24 protein-coding genes are annotated in these 13,102 nt (G+C 70.6%); all 24 read left to right on the forward strand.

Annotated features, from left to right (window positions below):
- The 24 genes from rplB (at position 1) to J3P29_RS05520 (ending at position 13,062) form a co-directional block, all read left to right on the forward strand.
- Entirely contained in the window at positions 1 to 846 is an 846-nt protein-coding gene (rplB, locus tag J3P29_RS05405) for a 50S ribosomal protein L2 (protein ID WP_210492005.1), read from the forward strand.
- 2 nt (positions 847 to 848) lie between these two features.
- Complete coding sequence (gene rpsS, locus J3P29_RS05410; protein WP_210492006.1) at positions 849 to 1,121, forward strand: 30S ribosomal protein S19; 273 nt, start codon at positions 849 to 851, stop codon at positions 1,119 to 1,121.
- Positions 1,122 to 1,421: 300 nt separating this feature from the next.
- A complete protein-coding gene (rplV, locus tag J3P29_RS19710) occupies positions 1,422 to 1,748 on the forward strand; it encodes a 50S ribosomal protein L22 (protein WP_349239807.1) in 327 nt (108 codons plus the stop codon).
- Positions 1,748 to 2,572, forward strand: a complete 825-nt coding sequence (rpsC, locus tag J3P29_RS05420; RefSeq protein ID WP_210492008.1) for a 30S ribosomal protein S3 — start codon at positions 1,748 to 1,750, stop codon at positions 2,570 to 2,572. The genes rplV and rpsC overlap by 1 nt, the downstream gene beginning before the upstream one ends.
- Entirely contained in the window at positions 2,573 to 2,986 is a 414-nt protein-coding gene (gene rplP, locus J3P29_RS05425) for a 50S ribosomal protein L16 (protein ID WP_210492009.1), read from the forward strand. It abuts the gene before it with no gap.
- The gene (rpmC, locus tag J3P29_RS05430; protein WP_210492010.1) at positions 2,986 to 3,189 is read left to right on the forward strand and encodes a 50S ribosomal protein L29; all 204 of its coding nucleotides are present in this window, start codon (positions 2,986 to 2,988) and stop codon (positions 3,187 to 3,189) included. Before rplP ends, rpmC begins: the two co-directional genes overlap by 1 nt.
- A 1-nt stretch (position 3,190) precedes the next feature.
- Positions 3,191 to 3,751 (forward strand): 30S ribosomal protein S17, encoded by a 561-nt coding sequence (gene rpsQ / locus J3P29_RS20670; RefSeq protein WP_210492011.1) that lies wholly within the window; start codon positions 3,191 to 3,193, stop codon positions 3,749 to 3,751.
- On the forward strand, positions 3,748 to 4,116 hold the full coding sequence (gene rplN, locus J3P29_RS05440; protein ID WP_210492012.1) for a 50S ribosomal protein L14: 369 nt from the start codon (positions 3,748 to 3,750) through the stop codon (positions 4,114 to 4,116). Before rpsQ ends, rplN begins: the two co-directional genes overlap by 4 nt.
- Before the next feature lies 1 nt (position 4,117).
- Positions 4,118 to 4,453, forward strand: a complete 336-nt coding sequence (rplX, locus tag J3P29_RS05445) for a 50S ribosomal protein L24 (protein WP_210492013.1) — start codon at positions 4,118 to 4,120, stop codon at positions 4,451 to 4,453.
- A gap of 10 nt (positions 4,454 to 4,463) precedes the next feature.
- Positions 4,464 to 5,072 carry a 50S ribosomal protein L5 gene (gene rplE, locus J3P29_RS05450; protein WP_210492014.1) on the forward strand — a complete coding sequence of 203 codons (609 nt, stop codon included), beginning with the start codon at positions 4,464 to 4,466 and terminating at the stop codon, positions 5,070 to 5,072.
- 3 nt (positions 5,073 to 5,075) lie between these two features.
- Positions 5,076 to 5,261 carry a type Z 30S ribosomal protein S14 gene (locus J3P29_RS05455; RefSeq protein WP_210492015.1) on the forward strand — a complete coding sequence of 62 codons (186 nt, stop codon included), beginning with the start codon at positions 5,076 to 5,078 and terminating at the stop codon, positions 5,259 to 5,261.
- Positions 5,262 to 5,265: 4 nt separating this feature from the next.
- Positions 5,266 to 5,670, forward strand: coding sequence for a 30S ribosomal protein S8 (rpsH, locus tag J3P29_RS05460; RefSeq protein WP_210492016.1), 405 nt, complete (start codon positions 5,266 to 5,268; stop codon positions 5,668 to 5,670).
- A 7-nt stretch (positions 5,671 to 5,677) separates the two neighbouring features.
- Positions 5,678 to 6,211, forward strand: coding sequence for a 50S ribosomal protein L6 (rplF, locus tag J3P29_RS05465; RefSeq protein ID WP_210492017.1), 534 nt, complete (start codon positions 5,678 to 5,680; stop codon positions 6,209 to 6,211).
- Positions 6,208 to 6,561 carry a 50S ribosomal protein L18 gene (rplR, locus tag J3P29_RS05470; protein WP_210492018.1) on the forward strand — a complete coding sequence of 118 codons (354 nt, stop codon included), beginning with the start codon at positions 6,208 to 6,210 and terminating at the stop codon, positions 6,559 to 6,561. Before rplF ends, rplR begins: the two co-directional genes overlap by 4 nt.
- A gap of 14 nt (positions 6,562 to 6,575) precedes the next feature.
- Positions 6,576 to 7,148, forward strand: coding sequence for a 30S ribosomal protein S5 (gene rpsE, locus J3P29_RS05475; RefSeq protein WP_210492019.1), 573 nt, complete (start codon positions 6,576 to 6,578; stop codon positions 7,146 to 7,148).
- Positions 7,145 to 7,330 (forward strand): 50S ribosomal protein L30, encoded by a 186-nt coding sequence (gene rpmD, locus J3P29_RS05480; protein ID WP_210492020.1) that lies wholly within the window; start codon positions 7,145 to 7,147, stop codon positions 7,328 to 7,330. The genes rpsE and rpmD overlap by 4 nt, the downstream gene beginning before the upstream one ends.
- Complete coding sequence (gene rplO / locus J3P29_RS05485; RefSeq protein WP_210492021.1) at positions 7,327 to 7,821, forward strand: 50S ribosomal protein L15; 495 nt, start codon at positions 7,327 to 7,329, stop codon at positions 7,819 to 7,821. The genes rpmD and rplO overlap by 4 nt, the downstream gene beginning before the upstream one ends.
- A 138-nt stretch (positions 7,822 to 7,959) precedes the next feature.
- Positions 7,960 to 9,234 (forward strand): preprotein translocase subunit SecY, encoded by a 1,275-nt coding sequence (gene secY / locus J3P29_RS05490; protein ID WP_210492022.1) that lies wholly within the window; start codon positions 7,960 to 7,962, stop codon positions 9,232 to 9,234.
- 39 nt (positions 9,235 to 9,273) lie between these two features.
- The gene (locus tag J3P29_RS05495; RefSeq protein ID WP_210492023.1) at positions 9,274 to 9,945 is read left to right on the forward strand and encodes an adenylate kinase; all 672 of its coding nucleotides are present in this window, start codon (positions 9,274 to 9,276) and stop codon (positions 9,943 to 9,945) included.
- A gap of 16 nt (positions 9,946 to 9,961) precedes the next feature.
- Complete coding sequence (gene map / locus J3P29_RS05500; protein ID WP_210492024.1) at positions 9,962 to 10,735, forward strand: type I methionyl aminopeptidase; 774 nt, start codon at positions 9,962 to 9,964, stop codon at positions 10,733 to 10,735.
- A 205-nt stretch (positions 10,736 to 10,940) separates the two neighbouring features.
- Positions 10,941 to 11,054 (forward strand): 50S ribosomal protein L36, encoded by a 114-nt coding sequence (gene rpmJ / locus J3P29_RS05505; RefSeq protein ID WP_084629688.1) that lies wholly within the window; start codon positions 10,941 to 10,943, stop codon positions 11,052 to 11,054.
- 3 nt (positions 11,055 to 11,057) lie between these two features.
- Complete coding sequence (gene rpsM / locus J3P29_RS05510) at positions 11,058 to 11,441, forward strand: 30S ribosomal protein S13 (protein WP_210492025.1); 384 nt, start codon at positions 11,058 to 11,060, stop codon at positions 11,439 to 11,441.
- Positions 11,442 to 11,463: 22 nt separating this feature from the next.
- Positions 11,464 to 11,859 (forward strand): 30S ribosomal protein S11, encoded by a 396-nt coding sequence (gene rpsK / locus J3P29_RS05515; protein WP_210492026.1) that lies wholly within the window; start codon positions 11,464 to 11,466, stop codon positions 11,857 to 11,859.
- A 243-nt stretch (positions 11,860 to 12,102) separates the two neighbouring features.
- Positions 12,103 to 13,062, forward strand: a complete 960-nt coding sequence (locus J3P29_RS05520; RefSeq protein ID WP_210492027.1) for a DNA-directed RNA polymerase subunit alpha — start codon at positions 12,103 to 12,105, stop codon at positions 13,060 to 13,062.
- The last annotated feature ends 40 nt before the right edge of the window (positions 13,063 to 13,102 follow it).

Genomic DNA, 13,102 nt, shown 5'->3' on the forward strand with positions numbered 1-13,102 from the left:
ATGCCGATTCGCAATCCCAAGCCCACCACGCCGGCGCAGCGCTTCGCGACGTACGCGGACTTCGCCGAGGTCACGAAGACCACGCCGGAGCGCTCGCTCGTCGAGGGTCTGACGAAGTCGGGCGGCCGCAACAACAACGGCCGCAAGACGTCCCGTCACCGCGGCGGCGGCGCCAAGCGCCTGTACCGCAAGATCGACTTCAAGCGCGTCACGGACGGCGTCCCCGCCCGCGTCGCCGCGATCGAGTACGACCCCAACCGCACGGCGTACATCGCGCTGCTGCACTACGCGGACGGCCGCAAGTCGTACATCCTGGCCCCGCGTGGCCTGGAGGTCGGCGCCACGGTGCAGTCCGGTCCCGACGCGGACATCCGCACGGGCAACGCGCTCGCGCTGGCCGACATCCCGGCCGGCACGGTCGTGCACAACGTCGAGCTCCAGCCGACGAAGGGCGGCCAGCTCGGCCGCTCCGCCGGCTCCGCCATCCAGCTGATGGCGAAGGACCACGGCATGGCCACCCTGCGCCTGCCGTCGGGCGAGATGCGCATGGTCCCCGAGGCCTGCCGCGCCACCATCGGCTCGGTCGGCAACGCGGAGCACCAGAACGTCAAGATCGGCAACGCCGGCCGCAAGCGTCACATGGGCATCCGCCCGCAGACGCGCGGTACCGCGATGAACCCGGTCGACCACCCGCACGGCGGCGGCGAGGGCTCCACCACGCCGGGCCGCCACCCGGTCACCCCGTGGGGCAAGCCCACGCTGGGGTACCGCACCCGCAAGAAGAACAAGCCCTCGGACCGCCTCATCGTGCGCGGTCGCCGACGCGGCAAGGGCAAGAGGAAGTAGCCGTGAGCCGATCGAGCAAGAAGGGGCCGTGGGTCGAGGAGCGACTGATGTCGCGCATCGAGACCATGAACGCCTCGAACGAGAAGAAGCTGATCAAGACGTGGTCGCGCGCGTCGACGATCTTCCCCGAGATGGTGGGCCACACCATCGCCGTGCACGACGGGCGCAAGCACGTCCCCGTCTTCGTGTCCGAGTCGATGGTCGGCCACAAGCTCGGCGAGTTCGCTCCCACGCGCACGTACCGCGGCCACGGCGACACGGCCAAGAGGCGCTAGCAGATGGCTGACGAGACCACGAACAACGAGACGACCGACGAGCCGCAGGCCCAGGTGACGCCCTCGAACGAGGACGCGACGCCGAAGGCCGACGAGGCTGCCACGACCGCGGCGGACGACGCCCCGGCCGCGGAGGCTGCGGACGTCGACGCCGACGAGGCCGGTCACGGTCACTCGCACGACGGCGACCACGATCACGACCACGCCGCTCCGGTGCAGCAGGTGCGCGGTGGCGCGCGGGCCGAGGCCCGCCGCGCCCGTCGCAGCCAGCCCGCCGGCGAGGCGCCGGTCGTCCGCGCGATCGCCAAGTACGTGCGCACGACCCCGCGCAAGGCGCGCCTGATCGCGGACCTGATCCGCGACAAGGACGTCCCCGAGGCGCGCGCCATCCTGGCGCACTCCACGCGCTCGGCCGCGCAGGACTGGAGCAAGGTGCTCGAGTCCGCGATCGCCAACGCGGAGAACAACCACGAGCTGGTCGGCGACGAGCTGAAGGTCAAGGCGGTCTACGCCGACGACGGCCCGACGCTGAAGCGCTTCCAGCCGCGCGCCCAGGGCCGCGCCTACCGCATCAACAAGCGCACGAGCCACCTGACGGTGCAGCTCACGCCGAAGGAGCACCGCTGATGGGACAGAAGGTCCATCCCGAGTCGATGCGCGTGGGCTACATCCACGATTGGAAGAGCCACTGGTTCAGCGCGCACAACACCGCCGACTTCCTCGATGAGGATCGCAAGATCCGCACCCACATCGAGAACAAGCTCGCGCACGCCGGCCTCGCCGACATCGCGATCAAGAAGAACAAGAACGAGGTCGAGGTGTCCATCCGGACGGCTCGCCCCGGCGTCGTGATCGGCAAGTCCGGCGTGGAGGTCGACGCCCTGCGCAAGGACCTGCACCGCATCACGAACAAGCAGGTCAAGGTCAACATCCTCGAGGTCCGCCGGCCCGAGCTCGACGCCAAGCTCGTCGCGCAGTCGGTCGCGGAGCAGCTGCAGAACCGCGTGGCGTTCCGCCGCGCGATGAAGCGCGCCCTGACGAGCGCCATGCGCTCGGGCGCCAAGGGCTGCAAGATCCAGGTCTCCGGCCGCCTCGGCGGGCGCGAGATGTCGAACACGGAGTCCTACCAGGACGGCCGCGTCCCGCTGCACACGATGCGCGCGGACATCGACTACGGCTTCTACGAGGCGAAGACGACGTTCGGTCGCCTCGGGGTGAAGGTCTGGGTCAACAAGGGCGAGATCATGCCGGAGGGCTACGGCGGATCCGACCTGACGGACATCGACGGCCCCAGCACGCAGGATCGCGGCCGCGGCCGTGGTCGTCGCGATGGCGGCGACCGCGGTGGGTTCGGCGGCGACCGTGGCGGTCGCGGTGGCAATCGCGGCGGTCGTCCGGGCGGTCCCGGCGGCGCCGGTGGCCGCGGGCGTGGCCCGCAGGGAGGTCGCTAGATGCTGTCCCCGAAGCGCACGAAGCACCGCAAGGTGCACCGTGGCCGCAAGCGCGGCCTGTCGCGTGGCCAGAACCACGTGCAGTTCGGCGAGTACGGGCTGAAGACCCTCGAGGCCGGTTGGATCACCAACCGCCAGATCGAGGCGGCCCGTATCGCGATGAACCGCAAGATCAAGCGTGGCGGCAAGGTCTGGATCAACATCTTCCCGGACAAGTCCGTCACGAAGAAGCCGGCCGAGACCCGCATGGGTTCCGGCAAGGGCTCGCCCGACGGCTGGGTCGCGGTCGTGAAGCCCGGCCGCGTGATGTTCGAGCTGTCCGGCGTGCCGGAGCCCCTGGCGCGTGAGGCGATCCGCCTCGCGGCGCACAAGCTCCCCGTGAAGACCAAGTTCGTCACCGCGGAGGACCAGTGATGCGTACGCAGGAGCTGCGCGACCTCGACGACGCCAAGATCGTCGAGCAGATCGCGACCTTCCGGAAGGAGCTCTTCGGTCTGCGCTTCCAGCAGGCGACCGGCGAGCTGGAGAACACCGCCGCGCTGCGCACCACGCGCCGCGAGCTGGCGGCGGCGATCACGATCGCCCGCCAGCGCGGCATCGACGTTGAGAACGGCTGACATGGCTGACGAGAACACCGAGAACACCGAAGAGGTCGAGACGACCGACGCGGCCCCGGCCGAGCCGGAGGCGCCCGCGGGCCCCGACCCGTCGCTCTCGCCCGTCCAGAAGCGCGCCTGGTACCGCCAGCGCTCCGGGACGACGACGAACGCGTCGCGCACCCCGGAGGAGAAGGCCGAGGCCCGCGCCGCCGAGCGCAAGGCGAAGGCCGCCGCCCGCCGGCGCCGTCGCCTGCAGGAGCGCGAGAAGAAGGCCGCGAAGCTCGGCGCCGACGCCGGCACCGACCGCGGCACCCCGAAGCCCGAGTACGAGGCCGGCCGCAAGCAGGTCCGTCAGGGCATCGTGGTCTCGGCGAAGGGCGACAAGACCCTCGCCGTGCAGATCGCGCACGCCAAGCGGCACCCGAAGTACAAGAAGATCGTGCGTCACACGACGAAGCTGTACGCGCACGACGAGCAGAACGACGCCGGCGTGGGCGACACCGTCCGCATCGAGTCGTCGCGTCCGCTCTCGCGCACGAAGCGGTGGACGCTCGCCGAGATCGTGGAGCGTGCCAAGTGATCCAGAACGAGTCCCGTCTCAAGGTCGCCGACAACACCGGCGCCCGCGAGATCCTCACGATCCGCGTGCACGGCGGCTCCCGTCGGCGCTACGCCCGCGTGGGCGACACGATCACCGCGACGGTGAAGTCGGCGACGCCGAACGGCACCGTCAAGAAGGGCGAGGTCGTCAAGGCCGTCGTCGTCCGCACCCGCAAGGAGTTCGGGCGCCCCGACGGGACGTACATCTCCTTCGACGAGAACGCGGCGGTCATCATCGACGCCAACAACAACCCGCGCGGGACCCGCATCTTCGGGCCCGTCGCGCGCGAGCTGCGTGACCGATCCTTCATGAGGATCGTGTCGCTCGCCCCGGAGGTGCTCTAGCATGGGTCTTCGCATCCGCCGCGACGACACGGTCGTCGTCATCAGCGGCAAGGACCGCGGCAAGACCGGCACGGTCGTCAGCGTCGATCCCGCGAACGAGCGGATCGTCGTCGAGGGCGTGAACCTGGTCAAGCGCCACCAGCGCCCGAACCCCGCCGCGACGCCCGGTAGCCCTGCCAGCCAGGGTGGCGTCGTGGAGAAGGAGGGCCCCATCCACGTTTCGAACGTCATGCTCCTTGACCCCAAGACCAACCAGCCCACGCGCGTGGGCGTGACCCGTGGCGAGGACGGCCGCGCTGTGCGCGTCGCCCGCCGTTCGGGCCAGCAGATCGACTGAGGTAGTTGCGATGAGTGCGACCACGACCGCGCGACTGAAGACGCGCTACCTCGAAGAGATCCGTCCTCGCCTGTTCGAGAACGGTGACTACACCTCCGTGATGCAGGTGCCGCGCCTCGAGAAGGTGACCCTGAACATGGGTCTCGGAGACGCGAAGCAGGACAACAAGACGTTCGCGGCTGCCGTGGAGCAGCTCGCGGCGATCGCCGGCCAGCAGCCGAGCGTCCGCCGGGCCCGCAAGTCCATCGCCGGCTTCAAGCTGCGCGAGGGCATGCCGGTCGGCGCCGCGGTGACGCTGCGCAACGACCGCATGTTCGAGTTCCTCGAGCGCCTCGTCGCGATCGCGCTGCCGCGCGTCCGCGACTTCCGCGGCCTCCGGACGACGTCGTTCGACGGTCGGGGCAACTACTCGATCGGCGTGCGCGAGCAGATCATCTTCCCCGAGATCGACTACGACGCGATCGACCAGGTCCGCGGTCTCGACATCACCATCACCACCTCGGCCAAGACGGACGGCGAGGCCTTCTGGCTCCTGCAGGAGCTGGGCTTCCCGTTCTCCCGCGAGGGCAAGCGGCCCGCCGGTGCGCCGGCCCCGACCGAGACGACCCAGGGGAGCTGACCCATGGCGAAGACCTCTCAGCGCGTCCGCCAGGCGCGCCCCCAGAAGTACAAGACGCGCGAGTACACCCGCTGCCGCAGCTGCGGCCGCTCTCGCTCGGTCTACAAGAAGTTCGGGATCTGCCGCATCTGCCTGCGCGAGCACGCGCACAAGGGCTACATCCCGGGCATGACGAAGAGCAGCTGGTAAGGGCATGTCGACGACCGATCCCATCGCGGACCTCCTGACGCGGATCCGCAACGCGATCACGGCGGCCCACCGCACCGTGACCCTGCCGTCCTCGAAGGCGAAGGCGGAGGTGGCCCGCATCCTCAAGGAGCAGGGCTACGTCTCCGACGTCTCCGTCGAGCCGGCCACGGACCACCCGGGCGAGCTGCTCAAGATCACGCTCAAGTACACGCACGACCGTCGCTCGGCCATCACCGGCCTGCGGCGCGTCTCCCGGCCCGGCCAGCGCTACTACGTCGGCGCGACCGAGGTCCCCAAGTCGCTCGGCGGCCTGGGCACGATGATCGTTTCCACCTCGAAGGGCATCATGACCGGCCACGACGCGCGCAAGCTGGGCGTCGGCGGCGAGGTCTGGGCCGAGGTGTGGTGAGGCACGTATGAGTCGAATCGGACGCAAGCCGATCCCGGTTCCCACCGGGGTCGACGTCACCATCGAGCCCGGGACCGTCACGGTCAAGGGCCCCAAGGGTCAGCTCGCCGAGCGGATCCATCGCGACATCACGGTCACCCAGGAGGGTGCTGAGATCGTCGTGACGCGGCCCACGGACCGCGGCCCGCACCGGGCGCTGCACGGCCTGAGCCGCAGCCTGATCGCGAACATGGTCGAGGGCGTCACCGACGGCTTCGCCAAGACGCTCGAGATCCAGGGCGTCGGCTACCGCGCGATGCTCAAGGGCAAGGACCTGGAGCTGGCGCTCGGCTACTCGCACCCGGTGAACATCGACGCCCCCGAGGGCATCGAGTTCGAGGTGCCGCAGCCCACCCGCATCATCGTCAAGGGCACGAACAAGCAGCTCGTCGGCGAGACCGCGGCCAAGATCCGCAAGCAGCGGCCGCCGGAGCCCTACAAGGGCAAGGGCATCCGCTACGAGGGCGAGTACGTCGTCCGGAAGGTCGGTAAGCGCGCATGAGCGTCGTCACCAAGGAAGCGCGGCGCCTCAAGCGCCGGCGCCGCGTGCGTGCGAAGGTCGTCGGCTCCGCCGAGCGGCCGCGCATCGCCGTGTTCCGCAGCAACCGCGGCATCTTCGCCCAGCTCATCGACGACGTCGCGGGTCACACCCTCGCGTCGGTGCAGTGGACCGAGGACGAGCTCCGCGGGCTCCCGAAGATGGAGCAGGCGACGGCCGCCGGCCGTCTCCTCGCCGAGCGCGCGAAGGCCGCCGGCGTCGACGTCGCGGTCTTCGACCGCGGCGGCTACCAGTACCACGGGCGCGTGAAGGCGTTCGCTGAAGCGGTCCGCGAGGGCGGGCTCACCGTCTAGGAGCCACTGAAGCTATGGCGATCGATCGAACTGTCAGTCCCGTCGGGATCGACCTGCAGGAGCGGGTCGTCGAGATCAACCGCGTCGCGAAGGTCGTCAAGGGCGGCCGTCGCTTCTCCTTCACCGCCCTCGTGGTGGTCGGCGACGAGAACTCCGTCGTCGGGGTCGGCTACGGCAAGGCCAACGAGGTCCCGCTGGCCATCCAGAAGGCCGTGGAGCGCGCGAAGAAGGACCTGTTCCGGGTCCCGAAGTACAACACCACGATCACGCACCCCGTGATCGGGCGCTTCGGCTCGGGCCAGGTCCTGCTGAAGCCGGCCTCGCAGGGTACGGGCGTCATCGCGGGCGGCGGCGTCCGCGCGGTGCTCGAGCTCGCGGGCCTGCAGGACATCCTGAGCAAGAGCCTCGGCTCGCAGAACCCCATCAACCTGGTCAAGGCCACGGTCGACGGTCTGCAGCAGCTGCGCACGCCGCGCGAGGTCGCGGAGCTGCGCGGCCTGAGCATCAAGGACGTGCTCGGCGTCGTCGACCGGCCGGCCGAGGCCGTCGAGGCGAGCGACGAGGCCACCGAGGAGGTGACCGCGTGAGCCAGCTCAAGGCCACCCAGTACAAGTCCGCGATCGGCAGCAACCAGGCGCAGCGCGACACGCTGCGCTCCCTGGGCCTGCGCCGCATCGGCCACACCGTCGACGTGCAGGACACGCCGCAGGCGCGGGGCATGCTCCACGCCGTGCGGCACCTGGTGCGCGTAGAGGAGGAGCAGGCATGAGCTCCGAGAACGAGACCGTCGGCCTGCACTCGCTGCAGCCGGCGCCGGGCAGCCGCAAGCCGCGCAAGCGCGTCGGCCGCGGCCACGGCTCGGGCCACGGCAAGACGTCCGGCCGCGGGCACAAGGGCGCGGGCTCGCGCTCCGGCGCCAAGGACCGCACCCGGTTCGAGGGCGGCCAGACGCCGATCCAGATGCGTCTGCGCAAGCTGCGCGGCCCGCACATGAAGAAGTCGATGCCGTTCGAGCGGTTCCGCACGGCCACGCAGCCGGTGAACCTGGACGACCTGGCCGACCGCTTCGAGTCGGGCGCCGAGGTCACGCTCGAGGCCATGAAGGCCAAGGGCCTGGGCCAGCGCAAGGACGTCCCCGTCAAGGTGCTCGGCCGCGGCGAGCTGCAGGGCCCGCTCACGGTCCACGCGCACGCCTTCAGCGCCGGTGCCCGGGAGGCCATCGAGGCCGCCGGCGGCACCTGCGTCGTCGTCGAGGCCTAGGCCTCGACGCAGCAGGGGAGCGGTCCGGCGTCGCCCGCGGCCGTTCCCCCGTAATATCCAGCAGCACCCGCGCGGGCCCCACGGCCCGCGCGCTCCGTTCCCCGGACACCGTCCCACGACCCCGCGAGCACGAGACCGATGATTCGCATCCTGAGCGGCGCGCTCACCGTGCCCGAGATCCGCAAGAAGCTCGGGATCACGCTCCTTCTCCTCGCGCTCTACCGCATCGGCGCGCAGATCCCCGTCCCGGGCGTGTCCGAGGCGGGCGTCCAGGCGCTGCAGGAGAACTCCGCCTTCCAGGGCGGCGCGCTGCAGCTCCTGAACGTCTTCTCGGGCGGCGCGCTCAGCCAGATCGCGATCTTCGCGCTCGGCATCATGCCGTTCATCACCGCGTCGATCGTGCTGCAGCTGCTGCAGGTCGTCGTCCCCGCGCTCGAGAAGCTCAAGCAGGAGGGCGAGATCGGGCAGCAGCGCATCACCCAGTACACGCGCTACCTGACCGTCGGCCTCGCCGCCGGGCAGTCCGTCGGCTACGTCTTCCTCTTCCGCTCCTTCGAGGGCAGCGCCGGCACCCCGCTGATCGAGGACTTCAACGCGGCGAAGGTCGTGATGATCGTCGTCTCGCTGACCGCCGGCGCGATGATCGTGATGTGGCTCGGCGAGCTGATCACGCAGCGCGGCATCGGCAACGGGATGTCGTTGATGATCTTCGCGTCGATCATCTCCGGCCTGCCCAACGGCATCTCCGCGTGGTGGAACAGCGGCGACCCGGTGTTCAAGGTGCTCATGCCGTTCATCGCGCTCGCCGTCATCGCCGCCGTGGTGTTCGTCCAGGAGGGCCAGCGCCGCATCCCGATCCAGTACGCCAAGCGCGTCATCGGGCGCCGCATGAGCGGCGGCGGGCAGACCTACCTGCCGCTCAAGGTCAACATGGCCAACGTCATCCCGGTCATCTTCGCGGCGTCGATCCTGTCGATTCCGCCGACGATCGCGCAGTTCATCACGAAGGACCCGTCGAACGGCGTCCAGGAGTTCCTCGCGCCCGGCGGCTGGACCTACATCGCCGCCGAGTCGGTCTTCATCATCCTGTTCACCTACTTCTACACCGCGGTGACGTTCAACCCGGTGGAGCAGGCGGACAACCTGAAGAAGTACGGCGGCTTCATCCCGGGCGTGCGTCCCGGCCGTCCCACCGCCGAGTTCCTCGACCGCGTGCTCGCGCGCCTGACGTTCCCCGGCGCGCTCTACCTGGCGGCCGTCGCCGCCCTCCCGGCCATCCTCTTCAACCAGACGACGCAGGGCTTCGCCTTCGGCGGCACCTCCATGCTGATCGTGGTCGGCGTCGCGCTGGACACCGTGAAGCAGATCGAGGCGCAGCTCATGATGCGCAACTACGAGGGCTTCCTGAAGTGAGGACGATCGTCCGTCCCCACGAGCTCGAAGAGAGGAACCATGGCTGAGTTGAACCTGATCCTGCTGGGCCCGCCCGGCGCGGGCAAGGGCACCCAGGGCGAGCGCCTGACCGCCGACGGCGGCCTGGAGTACGTCGTCACGGGCAACATCCTCCGCGCCGCGGTCAAGGAGGGCACGGAGCTCGGCGTCCAGGCCAAGGCCTACATGGACGCCGGCGACCTGGTCCCCGACGAGCTCGTCATCGGCCTGATCCTCGAGCGCGTCCGCTCCGAGGAGGCCCACGACGGCTTCGTGCTCGACGGCTTCCCGCGCAACGTCGCCCAGGGCGAGGCCCTGGACGCCGCGCTCGCCGAGCTCGGTCGCGACCTGACGGGCGTCCTGTACTTCGACGTGCCGGACGAGGAGATCGTCCGCCGGCTCTCGGGCCGGCGCGTGTCGCAGACCGGCCGCATCTACCACGTCGAGTTCGACCCGCCCAAGGCGGACGGCGTCTGCGACGTCGACGGCTCGCCGCTCATCCAGCGCGACGACGACAAGCCCGAGACCATCCGCAAGCGCCTGGCCGTCTACCACGAGCAGACCGAGCCGCTCGTGGCGTACTACGAGCAGCGGGGGCTGCTGCACCGCTTCGACGGCACGAAGCCGCCGCAGGAGGTCGAGGCGCACCTGCGCAAGACGGTCTCCACCCTCCGCCTGGAGGACGCGGTCTAGGACCGCCCCGTCGACCGTGGCCCCGCGACCGAAGCAGCCCGCGGAGGTCGACGCGGTCGGCCGCGCCGGCGCCGTCCTGACGGGCGTCCTGGAGACGCTCGTCGCCGCCGCGGCGCCCGGCGCCACCACGCTCGAGCTCGACGCCATCGCGCGGACGGCCATCGAGGACGCCGGCGGCACGCCGAGCTTCCGCGGCTACCGCGGGTTCCCCGGGTCGATCTGCGCGTCGCCCAACGACCTCGTCGTCCACGGCATCCCCAACCGGCGCCGGCTCGTCGAGGGCGACGTGCTGTCGCTCGACGTCGGCGTCACCCTCGACGGCTGGGTCGCCGACGCCGCGCGCACCGTCATCGTCGGCGGCGCGGGCCAGGCGGACGACCGGCACCTGGTCGAGACCGCCGAGCGGGCCCTCGCCGCTGCGGTCGCGGCCTGCCGGCCCGGCGGGCACGTCGGCGACATCGGGGCCGCGGTCCAGGCCTGCGCCGGGCAGGCCGGGGTCGGGGTCTTCCCGTCGCTCATCGGACACGGCGTGGGACGCGCGCTGCACGAGGAGCCGGCGGTGCCCAACGTCGGCCGCGCGGGGGAGGGCCCCGAGCTCGTCCCCGGCCTGGTGCTCGCGATCGAGCCGATGCTCACGCTCGGCCGACCGGCCGTCCGCACCGCGGGCGACGGCTGGTCGGTCTTCACGATCGATGGCCGGCGAGCGACGCACGCCGAGGCGACGGTCGCGATCACGGACGACGGCGTGCGGGTGCTCACCCCCTGGGGCCCCGTCGCCGGCGCCGGCTGACCCCGTCGGATGGGGCGGCTGAGCAGGCGGTCTTGCTAGACTCGTTCGTCCGCCTGGGTCCGCACGACGTGCCCCGGGGACTGTCTGGTATCGTGCGCAGTCTGCGCGTGTCGCCCCCTGCGGTGCGACACGCCTCGGTGTCTGGTAGCGAAGGTCTCGCGACCGTCAGAGCCAGCGCACTGACTAGCGAGCCGAGAAGGGAACCATGAAGGTACGACCGTCGGTCAAGCCGATGTGCGAGAAGTGCAAGGTCATCCGCCGCAACGGCGCGGTCCTTGTCATCTGCCAGAACCCCCGCCACAAGCAGCGGCAGGGCTGAGGCATGGCGCGCATCTCCGGCATCAACATCCCGCTGAACAAGCGGATCGAGATTGGCCTCACCTACATCTACGGGATCGGGCGTTCGGCATCGAACGACATCCTCGCCGCCACGGGCATCGATCGCGACATCAAGGTCCGCGATCTGACCGAGGAGCAGGTCGCGGCGCTGCGCGACCACATCGACCGCGAGGTCGTGGTCGAGGGCGATCTGCGCCGTGAGCGCAACCAGGCGATCAAGCGCCTGATGGAGATCGGCTCCTACCGCGGCCTGCGTCACCGCCGCAACCTGCCGGTCCGCGGCCAGAAGACGAAGACGAACGCGCGGACCCGCAAGGGCCCCAAGCGCATGCCGACCGCCGGCAAGAAGAAGCCCGGCAAGAAGTAGCAACGGAGCCCTCTAGAACCTCATGCCCGCACCCAAGCGCCCCGCCCGCGGCCGCCGCAAGCCGAAGAAGAACGTCCCGGTGGGCCAGGCCCACATCAAGACGTCCTTCAACAACACGATCGTCTCCCTCACCGACCGCGAGGGCAACGTCATCGCCTGGGAGTCCGCCGGCGGCGCCGGCTTCAAGGGCTCCCGCAAGTCGACGCCGTTCGCCGCGCAGGTGACGGCCGACGCTGCGGCCCGCAAGGGCATCGAGCAGGGCCTGGAGAAGGTCGAGGTCTTCGTCAAGGGCCCCGGCTCCGGCCGGGACACCGCGATCCGCTCGCTCCAGGCCGCCGGTCTGGAGATCACGACGGTCCGCGACGTGACGCCGCAGGCGCACAACGGCTGCCGCCCCAAGAAGCGCCGCCGCGTCTGATCCGCGCGCCACCGGGCGTCCCGCCGACCGTCGGACCCGACGGTCGGACCGGGGAGACCGGTGGCCCGGGCGGCGAGCGTGCCGTCCACCCGGCGGAGGGCCGGCCTCACGGGCCGCCTCCGCCATGCAGTACCGCAGTGACCCCGCAGCGCGGGGGCCGGGAGCACGACCCGGCCGCCTCGCGTCGCACCGCGGACGGCTCCGCCCACCGTTCGCCCGACGTCCGACGAAGCAAGGACCCAGATGCTCGACTACCAGACCCCTCGGATCACCCGCGAATCCGTCGAGGACAACCGCGGCACGTTCACGATCGAGCCCCTCGAGCGCGGCTTCGGCTACACGTTCGGCAACTCCCTCCGCCGGGTGCTCCTGAGCTTCCTGTCGGGCGCCGCGGTCACCAACGTCCGGATCGAGGGCGTCGCCCACGAGTTCACGACGCTCGACGGCGTCACCGAGGACGTCACGGACATCGTCCTGAACCTCAAGGCGCTCGTGTGCCGCATGCACTCCGACGCGACCGAGGTCGAGGCCCCGCTCGTGGCCGAGGGCCCGGGCGAGATCACGGCGAAGGACATCGACCTGCCGGCCGGCGTCGAGATCCTCAACCCCGACGCGCACATCGCGACGCTCGAGGCGGGCACGAAGCTCGAGGTCTACCTGACCATCGGCCAGGGCCGCGGCTACCGCTCCGCGGACGAGAACAAGACCCCGGACCAGCCGATCGGCGTCATCCCGATCGACTCCATCTTCTCCCCGATCCGTCGCGTGGCCTACCGCGTCGAGCCGGCCCGCGTCGGCCAGCGCACGGACTTCGACCAGCTCACGCTGGACATCGAGACCGACGGCTCGCTCGAGCCGGGCGAGGCCCTGCGAGAGGCCTCCGAGATCCTCATCCAGCAGCTCGCGGTCTTCACGGACCCCGACCGCGTCGAGGAGCTGCGCGCCTCGGTCGGCGGCGAGCTCGAGGACGGGCTCGTCGGCCACGACGGCTACGGCGACCCGACCGACGAGATGATGATCGAGGAGCTCGAGCTCGGCGTCCGCTCGTACAACTGCCTCAAGCGCGCCGGCATCCAGACCGTGGGCGACCTGACCTCGAAGACCGAGGCCGAGCTCGCCGCCATCCCGAACTTCGGCAAGAAGTCGATCGACGAGGTCGTGGAGACCCTCGCCGCGCGGGGCTACGGCCTCCGCGAGGAGTAGTCTTCCCCGCCCGGTCGGCGAGCCCGCCCAGAAAGACCTG

Origin of the sequence: Patulibacter sp. SYSU D01012, assembly GCF_017916475.1 — a bacterium.
GTDB lineage: Bacteria > Actinomycetota > Thermoleophilia > Solirubrobacterales > Solirubrobacteraceae > Patulibacter.

Excerpts from the sequence above, each read along its gene's own strand:
- rpsC (WP_210492008.1), top strand. The coding sequence starts at position 1,748 with ATGGGACAGAAGGTCCATCCCGAGTCGATGCGCGTGGGCTACATCCAC.
- rpsH (WP_210492016.1), top strand. The coding sequence starts at position 5,266 with ATGTCGACGACCGATCCCATCGCGGACCTCCTGACGCGGATCCGCAAC.
- J3P29_RS05495 (WP_210492023.1), top strand. The coding sequence starts at position 9,274 with ATGGCTGAGTTGAACCTGATCCTGCTGGGCCCGCCCGGCGCGGGCAAG.
- rpmC (WP_210492010.1), top strand. The coding sequence starts at position 2,986 with ATGCGTACGCAGGAGCTGCGCGACCTCGACGACGCCAAGATCGTCGAG.
- rplB (WP_210492005.1), top strand. The coding sequence starts at position 1 with ATGCCGATTCGCAATCCCAAGCCCACCACGCCGGCGCAGCGCTTCGCG.
- rplE (WP_210492014.1), top strand. The coding sequence starts at position 4,464 with ATGAGTGCGACCACGACCGCGCGACTGAAGACGCGCTACCTCGAAGAG.
- rpsK (WP_210492026.1), top strand. The coding sequence starts at position 11,464 with ATGCCCGCACCCAAGCGCCCCGCCCGCGGCCGCCGCAAGCCGAAGAAG.
- secY (WP_210492022.1), top strand. The coding sequence starts at position 7,960 with ATGATTCGCATCCTGAGCGGCGCGCTCACCGTGCCCGAGATCCGCAAG.
- rpsQ (WP_210492011.1), top strand. The coding sequence starts at position 3,191 with ATGGCTGACGAGAACACCGAGAACACCGAAGAGGTCGAGACGACCGAC.
- rplX (WP_210492013.1), top strand. The coding sequence starts at position 4,118 with ATGGGTCTTCGCATCCGCCGCGACGACACGGTCGTCGTCATCAGCGGC.
- rplF (WP_210492017.1), top strand. The coding sequence starts at position 5,678 with ATGAGTCGAATCGGACGCAAGCCGATCCCGGTTCCCACCGGGGTCGAC.
- rpsE (WP_210492019.1), top strand. The coding sequence starts at position 6,576 with ATGGCGATCGATCGAACTGTCAGTCCCGTCGGGATCGACCTGCAGGAG.
- rplP (WP_210492009.1), top strand. The coding sequence starts at position 2,573 with ATGCTGTCCCCGAAGCGCACGAAGCACCGCAAGGTGCACCGTGGCCGC.
- rpsM (WP_210492025.1), top strand. The coding sequence starts at position 11,058 with ATGGCGCGCATCTCCGGCATCAACATCCCGCTGAACAAGCGGATCGAG.
- rpmJ (WP_084629688.1), top strand. The coding sequence starts at position 10,941 with ATGAAGGTACGACCGTCGGTCAAGCCGATGTGCGAGAAGTGCAAGGTC.
- rplR (WP_210492018.1), top strand. The coding sequence starts at position 6,208 with ATGAGCGTCGTCACCAAGGAAGCGCGGCGCCTCAAGCGCCGGCGCCGC.
- rplO (WP_210492021.1), top strand. The coding sequence starts at position 7,327 with ATGAGCTCCGAGAACGAGACCGTCGGCCTGCACTCGCTGCAGCCGGCG.
- J3P29_RS05455 (WP_210492015.1), top strand. The coding sequence starts at position 5,076 with ATGGCGAAGACCTCTCAGCGCGTCCGCCAGGCGCGCCCCCAGAAGTAC.
- J3P29_RS05520 (WP_210492027.1), top strand. The coding sequence starts at position 12,103 with ATGCTCGACTACCAGACCCCTCGGATCACCCGCGAATCCGTCGAGGAC.